Annotated in this window: 8 protein-coding genes; all 8 read left to right on the forward strand. The window is 40.2% G+C overall.

Annotated features, from left to right (window positions below):
- The first annotated feature begins 12 nt into the window (after window positions 1-12).
- The 8 genes from BN1068_RS01705 (at window position 13) to rsmB (ending at window position 10,728) form a co-directional block, all read left to right on the forward strand.
- Complete coding sequence (locus BN1068_RS01705; RefSeq protein ID WP_077601116.1) at window positions 13-2,667, forward strand: calcium-translocating P-type ATPase, SERCA-type; 2,655 nt, start codon at window positions 13-15, stop codon at window positions 2,665-2,667.
- A gap of 694 nt (window positions 2,668-3,361) precedes the next feature.
- A complete protein-coding gene (gene remA, locus BN1068_RS01710) occupies window positions 3,362-3,622 on the forward strand; it encodes an extracellular matrix/biofilm regulator RemA (protein ID WP_042535126.1) in 261 nt (86 codons plus the stop codon).
- A 27-nt stretch (window positions 3,623-3,649) separates the two neighbouring features.
- Window positions 3,650-4,270, forward strand: coding sequence for a guanylate kinase (gene gmk, locus BN1068_RS01715; protein WP_077601117.1), 621 nt, complete (start codon window positions 3,650-3,652; stop codon window positions 4,268-4,270).
- Complete coding sequence (rpoZ, locus tag BN1068_RS01720) at window positions 4,267-4,461, forward strand: DNA-directed RNA polymerase subunit omega (RefSeq protein WP_077601118.1); 195 nt, start codon at window positions 4,267-4,269, stop codon at window positions 4,459-4,461. Before gmk ends, rpoZ begins: the two co-directional genes overlap by 4 nt.
- A gap of 340 nt (window positions 4,462-4,801) precedes the next feature.
- Window positions 4,802-6,010 carry a bifunctional phosphopantothenoylcysteine decarboxylase/phosphopantothenate--cysteine ligase CoaBC gene (coaBC, locus tag BN1068_RS01725; RefSeq protein WP_077601119.1) on the forward strand — a complete coding sequence of 403 codons (1,209 nt, stop codon included), beginning with the start codon at window positions 4,802-4,804 and terminating at the stop codon, window positions 6,008-6,010.
- Window positions 6,007-8,415, forward strand: coding sequence for a primosomal protein N' (gene priA / locus BN1068_RS01730; protein WP_077601120.1), 2,409 nt, complete (start codon window positions 6,007-6,009; stop codon window positions 8,413-8,415). The genes coaBC and priA overlap by 4 nt, the downstream gene beginning before the upstream one ends.
- 17 nt (window positions 8,416-8,432) lie before the next feature.
- Entirely contained in the window at window positions 8,433-9,374 is a 942-nt protein-coding gene (fmt, locus tag BN1068_RS01735) for a methionyl-tRNA formyltransferase (RefSeq protein ID WP_077601121.1), read from the forward strand.
- A 7-nt stretch (window positions 9,375-9,381) separates the two neighbouring features.
- Window positions 9,382-10,728: a 16S rRNA (cytosine(967)-C(5))-methyltransferase RsmB gene (gene rsmB, locus BN1068_RS01740; protein ID WP_077601122.1), complete on the forward strand. Its 1,347-nt coding sequence runs from the start codon at window positions 9,382-9,384 to the stop codon at window positions 10,726-10,728.
- Window positions 10,729-10,842 lie beyond the last annotated feature (114 nt).

The raw sequence follows: 10,842 nt of genomic DNA on the forward strand, positions 1-10,842 counted from the left end.
GAGGAATGTATAATGAAATGGTATCAGCTTAACCAAAAAAAATTAGAAGAGACATTGCAGGTAAAAGCAGATGTCGGGTTAGGGGAGAAGCAGGTTGCAAAAAGACGTCAGCAGTATGGCGAAAATGTTTTAGCAGCGAAGAAAAAAATACCCGGATGGATTTTATTCTTAAAACAATTCCAGGATTTTATGGTATTGATTTTATTAGCTGCCACTTTGATTGCCGGTTTACTGGGAGAGTATATTGATGCAATAGCTATTATGGTTATTGTATTAATTAATGGGATTATCGGCTATTTTCAAGAACAAAAAGCAGAAAACTCGTTGGAAAAACTGAAAGAGCTGTCCGCTCCGATAGCCAGTGTAAAAAGGGACGGGCAATGGGTGAAGATTCCATCGAAAGAGGTTGTTGTAGGAGATATTGTCAGGTTTGCAAGCGGAGATAGGATTCCTGCAGATGTCAGAGTCATTCAAACAACCAGCCTGGAAACAGAAGAATCCGCTTTGACAGGAGAATCACTTCCTGTTGCTAAACATACAAAGGAAATCAGAATGGATGGATTAGAAGCACAGGATCAAGTCAATATGGCCTTTATGGGAACACTTGTCACACGTGGATCAGGGGAAGGTATTGTGGTCAGCACAGGAATGAAAACGGTGATGGGGCAGATTGCTACATTGTTGGATAATACGAAAAAGGCCATTACACCACTGGAAATGAAATTGGCGGAACTGGGAAAAATACTGATTGTTGTAGCAATATTCCTGACGTTACTTGTTGTTGGAGCTGGTATTTTCCGGGGCCATCCAATGTATGAAATGTTTTTAGCCGGAATATCTTTGGCAGTAGCAGCTATTCCTGAAGGTCTGCCGGCAATTGTTACGGTTGCTTTATCTCTTGGTGTCCAGAGAATGATTAAAAAGAAGGCCATTGTAAGAAAGCTTTCGGCGGTCGAGACATTAGGATGCGCTTCGGTTATTTGTTCAGATAAAACAGGGACAATGACCGAAAACCAAATGACTGTAAAGGAAATATATATAAACGGAAGAACTTTATATGTCACGGGCGACGGATATCAGACGCAGGGAGATTTTCTATACAATCAAAAAAAGATAGAAGATTCTCACGCAAATTTAAAATCAATGCTGCTCTATGGAATGCTTTGTAACCATGCATCTATTTCTTTAAAAAAGGGAAAGAATGTTGTGGACGGAGATCCGACTGACGGAGCACTGCTCGTGGCAGCGTATAAATATGGCTTCCATGAAAATGATAAGCAGCCTTTCCGGATTGTAAAAGAAATACCATTTGATTCCAATCGGAAACGGATGAGTATTGTCATAGAAGATAAGAACGGAATGCGTTTATTAATCACAAAAGGGGCGCCTGATATTTTACTTCCGAAATCTTCCCACATTCAAACGGAGAATGGGAAGACTGTTTTAACAAAAGAACAAAGTAAAAAGACGGAACAGGCAATGGTTTCCATGGCTGAAAAGGCACTTCGAACTATTGCAATTGGTTTTCGGGTATTATCTTCCTCCGATTCACTGGATTCAGCATTATTGGAAGAAGATTTGACATTCATTGGCTTATACGGGCTGATGGACCCTCCAAGAAAAGAAGTAAAAGCAGCTGTTCGTGAATGTAAAGAAGCAGGAATTAAAACAGTGATGATAACTGGTGACCACGCGCATACAGCAAAAGCAATTGCCAATCATTTAGAGATTCTTCCAGAGAGAGGCAAGGTGCTGGAAGGAAAAGAATTAACACAAATGTCAGATGCTGAATTGGTGGATGTGATTGAAGAAACGTATGTTTTTGCACGCGTAACACCTGAGCATAAACTTCGGATTGTTAATGCCTTTCAGGAAAAAGGACATATTGTTGCCATGACTGGAGACGGGGTGAATGATGCTCCGGCTATGAAAGCAAGTGATATAGGGATTGCAATGGGGATAAGCGGGACGGATGTAACGAAGGAAGCTTCATCGCTTGTTCTAATGGATGATAATTTCGCAACAATCAAATCGGCTATTCAGGAAGGCAGAAATATTTATGAGAATATTCGTAAGTTTATTCGTTATCTGCTCGCTTCCAACGTAGGAGAGATTTTAGTGATGCTCTTTGCTATGCTGCTTGGACTGCCACTGCCGCTTGTACCTGTGCAAATTCTTTGGGTGAATTTAGTAACAGACGGATTGCCGGCAATGGCGCTGGGAGTAGATCAGGCTGAAGGAGATGTGATGAAACGGGGACCAAGGAATCCACGTGAAGGAATCTTCTCCCGGGGACTCGGCTATAAAATTATCAGCAGGGGAATATTAATCGGGGTTGTTACTTTAATTGCATTTATTGTAGCTTACCAGAATGATCCAGGTAATCTTGTCTATGCACAGACAATAGCTTTTTCCACTCTTGTTGTAGCACAATTAATTCATGTGTTTGACTGTCGGAGTGAAAAATCAATTTTTGCAAGAAACCTGTTTGAAAACCGTTATCTTATTTTAGCAGTACTATCATCGATGCTGTTGCTTTTAGTTGTTATTTACTTTCCGCCGCTCCAGCCGATTTTCCATACAGTCACCTTATCTGCAATTGACTGGCTGCTGATTGTCGGACTGGGAGCATTACCGACCGTTTTATTTGGATTTACTAAAAAATAAAAGTTCATTGTAAAATAGAATGAAACAGCTATTCCATCCATGCGGTATCAATTTCAGCAGATTGGGATAGCTGTTTTATTTAATTCATGAAAGCTATTCCCGATATTTACTTTCCATACTGTGTGCTGTGTCATCGTTTCAATTACCACATTAACCATTTGAAACAATAAAATGATTTTTTCACCAAGCAAAAAGCAATTATTTCATTCAACTCCATTAGGATATGATTTCTTTCATTCGCTGTAGAAGCCTAACTGAGCGCAGACCAACCACGCAGACTCCTATGGGAACAGGGCGAGCTGAAGATCCACTTGAAAAGCGGGTTTCTTTTCAAGTTAGCTGAAGCCGTCCCCATGGAAAGCGAAGTGGTTGGTCGGAGCGGAGCTATACACAATCCTCCTTTCAATAAAAAGCTGATAAAATGCAAGCGGGATATTGAAGAACATGTTCATTCTGGAATAGGAAGGTATAGATGCTTGCTCTTAGGTGCGAAAGTTAAATTGTTTAATTTAACCTATATAGAAAGAATTTCATAACATGGATAAACACGCAATACAATGCCCGAAGACATCACTCTATTTTCCTATTTCTTGGTTTAGCCCTTGTAACAAAAAAGTTTATAGTATAAAATTCAATAAAGATACAGTATAATGGTACTATTATAGATAGAGAAGAAATGCTAGGGGGAAAAAAATTGAATTTAAGTTTAATAAACATTGGCTTCGGTAATGTTGTTTCCGCAAACCGCATTATATCTATCGTGTCTCCGGAATCAGCACCAGTGAAAAGAATTATCACCGTAGCCAGAGATAATAATAAATTAGTGGATGCAACATATGGACGACGTACCAGAGCTGTTATAATAACAGATAGCGATCATGTTGTATTATCTGCAGTGCAGCCTGAAACGGTAGGCCAACGGCTTGTTACCAACGATGAAATTGCAGACGAATAACGAAGCTGGAAAATAGGAGGAAATGGTTTGATTAAAGAGAAAGGTATTTTATTCGTTTTATCCGGCCCATCAGGTGTCGGTAAGGGTACAGTACGCAAAAAGTTATTTGAGGAAGAAATGGATCTTCAATATTCTATTTCCATGACAACCAGAGATAAAAGAACTGGTGAAGTCGATGGTGTCGATTACTTCTATAAATCGCGGGAAGAGTTTGAAAAGCTGATTGAAGAAGGAGAGCTTTTAGAATACGCTCAATATGTAAATAATTATTACGGGACTCCCAGACAATATGTAGAGGAAACCATTGAAAAAGGATTTGATGTTTTTCTTGAAATAGAAGTACAGGGAGCAATGCAGGTGAAGAAAAATTTCCCTCAAGGTGTATTTATCTTCCTATTCCCTCCTAGTTTAGAAGAGTTGAAAAATCGTATCGTTAATCGTGGCACAGAATCGCAGGAACTCGTCCTTAACCGTCTGAAGGAAGCACGTAATGAAATAGAAATGATGGATGCCTATGATTATGTTGTTGTAAACGATAAGGTGGAGACAGCAGTAGACAAAGTAAAAGCAATTATTAAAAGTGAGCACTTAAAGCGTGAAAGAATTGCCAAACAATACAAGCAAATTTTGGAGGATGAGTTATCATGATGTTAGAACCTTCTATTGATTCGTTACAAACAAAAATTAAATCAAAGTACAGTTTAGTTACTTTATCAGCAAGAAGAGCCAGAGAGCTGAGTGAAACCAATGATGTTTTAGTAGATCATCCAAAATCACATAAATTTGTTGGAAAAGCATTGGAAGAAATTGAGGCTGGAAAGCTGTATATTAAGAAATAAAATTTAGGATATAAAACTGAAACAGGACCTTTGCACAGTGAAAAATTCTTCATAGAAAGAATTTTCGCTATGCAGAGGTTTTTCTTTTTGCAAGGCTTCTTTTTTCCTTTTCTAAACGATTTTCTTTCAAGCCTTTATGAGGCAGAAAAACCTTATTATATGTTATAACTATGTATAGAGAAGATAAAATACATGTTGAAATATACCTCCAAATAAAGAGAAATAGAAGAAGCTTTTTATACAGCAGGCATATTTATTCCAACAGATTACATGGAGTTAATAATAAAGTGCTTTTTAGAGAATGAACACGTGAAAATAAATCAAAGAGAGGATGTTTTTCATGCTCAATCAGAAAAAAATACTTCTGGGTGTTTCTGGTGGCATTGCTGTCTATAAAGTGAGCGCTCTGGCAAGTAAGTTGACACAGCTTGGGGCGGAAGTGAAGGTTATCATGACAGAGAGTGCAACTGAATTTGTAACACCATTAACCTTTCAAGCTTTGACAAGAAATCCGGTATATACAGATACCTTTGATGAAAAAAATCCAAAGAAAATTGCGCATATTGATTTGGCCGATTGGGCAGATATTGCAATCATTGCACCGGCAACAGCAAATATTATTGCGAAATTAGCTCATGGACAGGCTGATGATATGCTTTCGACAACAATGCTGGCGACACAGGCAGAAGTATATATTGCCCCGGCAATGAATGTGCATATGTATGGGCATCCGGCTGTTATTCAAAATATGAAGCAGCTTGAAAAGTGGGGGTATCATTTTATTGAACCGGGTGACGGTTATTTAGCCTGCGGATATGTTGGCAAAGGCCGCCTGGAGGAGCCGCAGGAAATAATCACTGCCATTGAACGTCACCAGCAGAAAGCACTTGATATGCTGGGGCAAAAGGTACTTATATCTGCCGGGCCGACAAAGGAAATGATTGACCCGGTTCGTTTTTTTACGAACCGTTCTTCAGGAAAGATGGGTTTTGCCTTAGCTGAGGCAGCTGCTGAACGCGGTGCAGATGTTACGTTAGTTGCCGGACCAGTTTCAATAGACGCACAGCATCTCGCTATTAAGCGAATTGATGTGGTTTCTGCCGAGGAAATGTATCATGTGATGAACGACCAGTTTGCAGACAAGGATATTGTTATTAAGGCTGCTGCTGTAGCAGACTATCGCCCGAAAGAGGTACATGCCTCAAAGATGAAAAAACAAGAGGGCGATGATGTTATCACTTTAGAACGGACAGAAGATATCCTGAAAAAGCTTGGTGAAAGAAAAGAAAATCAATTTCTGGTTGGATTTGCGGCCGAAACAGATACCCCTGTTGAGTACGGATTAGGGAAGCTGAAAAAGAAAAATTTAGACGCAATCGTAGTCAATGATGTCAGCCGCCAAGGAGCGGGATTTGAGGGCGACACAAACATTGTTACCTATATAAATAAAGAGGAGTCCGTAACTGATTTGCAGCAGGCGACAAAAAAGGAAATAGCGGTACAGCTTTTAGACTGTATTTTACGAGATATGAAGGATGATTCCAATTGAAAATTGCTAGCGTCATAGTTGATGTCCCAACGAGTGCAACAAATCAAACATACGATTATCTGGTTCCGGAGAGGTATCATGAAATAATTACTCCAGGTATGAGGGTCACAGTACCATTCGGTCCCCGGAAAATTATGGGGTTTGTTGTACAGCTGAAGGGGGAGTCCAATTTAACAAAATTAAAGGAACTGCATGAGGTTTTAGATATTACCCCTGTATTAACAGAAGAACTGCTGCAGCTTGGGAAATCGGTAGCAAATAAAACACTCAGCTTATATATTACGGTATTTCAGACAATGCTGCCTCAAGTATTAAAATCACAGTACACAAAAGATTTAGTTCGTGAGACAGATGAATTCCTTAGCCCTGAATTAGAAGATTTGTTTGCAGGAAGAGAGTCAATAGCCTTTGAAGAATTCACGGCATCTTCCATCAGCTATTATCATTTACAAAAACAAATAGAAGCAGGAAATATTACTATTTATTATCATGTGAAGTCGAGAATTACAAAAAAGCAGCAGACAATGGTTCAGCTGGATGTATCAGAAATGCGTGCTATGGAAGCGCTGGAGGATTTATCGAAGCAGGCAAAGAAACAAAAAGAGCTAATCCAATATTTAATAGAAAATCCGGAGCCGGTTGAGCAGGCAAAATTAATTCAAGTCATGGGCACCTCAGCACAGACTGTTAAAGCATTAGTATCAAAAGGGATTGTGAAGACATTTCAGCAGGAGGTATTCCGCGATCCCTATAAAAATCAGCCTATTGAACAAACAGAAGCCTTCGAGCTTACGGAGGAACAGGCTGCTGCTATGGAGCCGATTATCGCATCGATAGATGAGGAAGAGGATAATGTATTTCTATTACATGGTGTGACAGGAAGCGGTAAAACAGAAATATACTTACAATCGATTCAGCATGTTATTTCAAAAGGGCAGGAGGCAATTGTCCTTGTTCCGGAAATTTCTTTGACACCACAAATGGTCCGGCGTTTTAAAGGGCGTTTTGGGTCAAATGTAGCTGTGATGCATAGTGGTCTTTCAGCTGGAGAAAAATATGATGAATGGAGAAAAATTCAGCAGAAACAGGTTCAGGTTGTTGTTGGCGCACGTTCCGCGATATTTGCCCCCTTCACCAATATAGGCATTTTTATTATTGATGAAGAACACGAAACCACATATAAGCAGGAAGATCAGCCAAGGTATCACGCCCGTGACGTAGCAATTGAACGGGCGAATAATCATCGTTGTCCCGTAGTTCTGGGCAGCGCGACACCTTCTTTAGAAAGCTTTGCCAGAGCAAAAAAAGGAGTCTACAAGCTGTTAACACTTGCTAGTCGCACGAATAAACAGCAAATGCCGGATGTAGAGATTATTGATATGCGTAAAGAGCTGCATGCAGGGAACCGGACCATGTTTTCTGCCTCCCTGATGGAGAGTATGAAGGCTTGTATAGAACGTGGAGAACAAATTGTACTGCTGCTGAATCGCAGAGGGTATTCTACATTTGTCATGTGCCGTGATTGCGGGCACGTATCTGAATGTCCGCACTGCGATATTGCATTGACCTATCATAAGAACAGCCATCGGCTTAAATGTCATTATTGCTCTTATGAGCAGGCTGTTCCTGAGCGTTGTCCATCCTGTGAGAGCGACTCTATCCGATATTTCGGAACAGGTACACAAAAGGTGGAAGAATCACTGGCAAAACTGTTACCGGAAGCCCGTGTGATTCGAATGGATGTGGATACAACCAGAAGAAAAGGAGCACATGAAAAATTATTAAAACAGTTTTCCGAGAAGAAAGCTGATATTTTATTAGGGACACAGATGATTGCGAAAGGTCTTGATTTTAAAGATGTCACCTTAGTGGGCGTATTATCTGCAGATTCGATGCTGCACCTTCCCGATTTCCGGGCTTCAGAGCGTACGTTTCAATTGCTGACACAAGTGAGCGGCAGAGCGGGAAGACATGAGCTTACGGGAAATGTGATTGTCCAGACCTATACGCCGGAGCATTACAGCGTGACCTACGCTGCAAAGCATAATTTTCTTGATTTTTATCAGCATGAAATGGCTGTCCGGAAAGCATTTCAATATCCGCCATTTGTATTTCTTGTGCTGATTACTGTCTCCCATGAAAATCATGTGCGGGCGGTCCAGGTTACCGGAGAAATCGTAAAGCGGCTTAGTGAGGTTGTATCACCGGGGACAACTATCTTAGGCCCGACACCTTCCACTATTGCGCGGATAAAAGATAGATATCGGTACCAGTGCATGATAAAATACAAGCAGGAGCCTGAACTAATAAGTTATTTAGAGCATATTCGGTCGGCTTATGCGGATGAAATACGCAAACAAACTTTACAGCTGTTTATTGATATGCAGCCATATTATATGATGTAAGGAAATGAGGGAAAATCATGAAACGAATCGTCTTTATGGGGACTCCGGATTTTGCTGTCCCCGTTTTACAAAAGATTATTGAAAATAAATATGAAGTAGTTCTTGTTGTTACACAGCCGGACAGACCTAAAGGAAGAAAGAAAATCATTACTCCTCCCCCGGTTAAAGAGGAAGCTTTAAAGCATGGGATAGAAGTATTTCAGCCAGAAAAGCTAAGAGAAGACTTTCAGGCATTGGTGGACGCTGAACCGGATTTAATTATCACAGCAGCTTATGGGCAGATCCTTCCTAAAGAAGTGCTTAACATAGCACCATTTGGAGCAATCAATGTCCATGCTTCTCTGCTTCCGGAGCTGCGTGGCGGCGCACCTATTCATTATTCTATTATCCAGGGGAAGAAGAAAACAGGTGTAACAATCATGTACATGGTGGAAAAATTGGATGCAGGAGATATCCTCACCCAGGTAGAGGTAGAAATTGAGGATAGAGATCATGTCGGCACCCTGCATGATAAACTGGCCAGGGCCGGATCAGACTTACTTATGGAAACACTGCCAGATTTATTTGCGGGTAATTTAACACCAGAAAAACAAGATGAAGAATTGGCAACCTTCGCATCGAACATCAAACGTGAACAGGAAAAGATTGACTGGAGTAGACCTGCTGCGGAAATTTACAATCAAATAAGAGGGCTTCATCCCTGGCCGGTTGCATTTACAACCTATGAAGGTAAAGTAATGAAAATCTGGTGGGGAGAAGATGTTTCTGAGTCAAACTCAACTAGCCCGGCAGGTGAAATTATAGCCAAGGATAGCGAATCCTTTACTGTTCAGTGCGGAGAAAAAACAAGTCTTAAAATAAAAGAAATTCAACCTGCCGGAAAGAAACGCATGAAAGTAAAAGATTACTTACAGGCTTCACAGGACAGGATTCAAATTGGTGTAATACTAGGAGAATAATATAATTATGAAATATCAATTGAGACAAACGATGCTCGACATTCTTATCCGGATTGAAAAAGATAAAGGATTCAGTAATCTGCTTTTAAATCATGAATTACAGCAAAAGGATTTGAATGACAAGGATAAAAGATTGCTTACAGAGGTTGTTTATGGAACTGTACAGAATCAAATAACGATTGATTACTATATAGCGTATTTTATAAAAAATAAAAAGAAATTAGATTTATGGGTAAAGCAGCTTTTAAGAATGTCTGTGTATCAGATGGTTTATTTGGAAAAAGTTCCGGATCACGCTGTTGTTCATGAGTCTGTTGAAATTGCTAAAATCCGCGGACATAAAGGGATTGCTAATTTTGTAAATGGAATATTACGCAGCATTCAACGAAACGGGCTTCCGGATTTATCCCTGATTAAGGATCCTGTAGAGCGGATTTCGATAGAGACAAGCCATCCTGTATGGCTTGTTAAAAGATGGACAGAAATGTATGGCGAGGAGCGGACAGAGGCAATGTGCCGCGAGAATCTAAGACATTTTCCAATGTCTATCCGGATTCAGCCTATGAAAACGGATCGTCAAGCTGTGATAGAGCAATTAGAAAAGCAAGGCTTCACTGTAGCTGCATCACAATTTTCACCACAGGGCATTCTGATTCAAAAAGGAAATATATTTAAAACGAATCTGCTGCAGGAGGGATTTGTAACCATACAGGATCAAAGCTCTATGCTTGCGGCAGAATCATTAAAACTGGAATCGGGGATGAAAGTACTGGATACTTGCAGTGCCCCCGGTGGAAAAGCGACGCACATTGCTGAAAAAATGGCGGATCAAGGAGAAATTCATGCTTATGATCTGCATAAGAAAAAAGTGAAATTGATAGAAGAAAAGGCAGCTGTATTGGATTTGCATGCCATAACTGCTTTTCAAGGCGATGCAAGGAAGCTTTATGAGCAGTATGAAAAGGAGAGCTTTGACAGGATTCTTATCGATGCTCCTTGTTCAGGATTAGGAGTTATTAATGGAAAGCCTGAGATTAAATATGAAAAGCAAGCGTCTGATATTGAACGGCTTGCAACGATACAGCTGGATATTATCCAATCTGCAGCCAAGCTGCTTAAGCCTGACGGGCTGCTTATCTATAGTACATGTACAGTTGATAAATTGGAGAATAATCAAGTAGTTCAAACATTTTTAGAAAAAAATCCAGCTTTTAGCATAGATCTCTCATTCAGAGAAGAGCTTTCCGAACCATTACAGCATGCTCCGGGCTGGTCACCGGAAGGTTTACAGCTGTTTCCTCAGGATTTTCAGACAGATGGATTCTTTCTTACACGGATCAAACGGAATAAATGAGCCATTTTTATCAAGTAGAATCGACCGTTAATCTCCTGCCTCAAGCGGATAGCGGATGTTTAAGCCCTTTTATAGTTAACGTATAGGAAAGAAGTTTAAATATATTATTCAACT

The organism is Oceanobacillus sojae, from assembly GCF_900162665.1.
GTDB classification, from domain to species: Bacteria; Bacillota; Bacilli; order Bacillales; family Amphibacillaceae; genus Oceanobacillus; species Oceanobacillus sojae_A.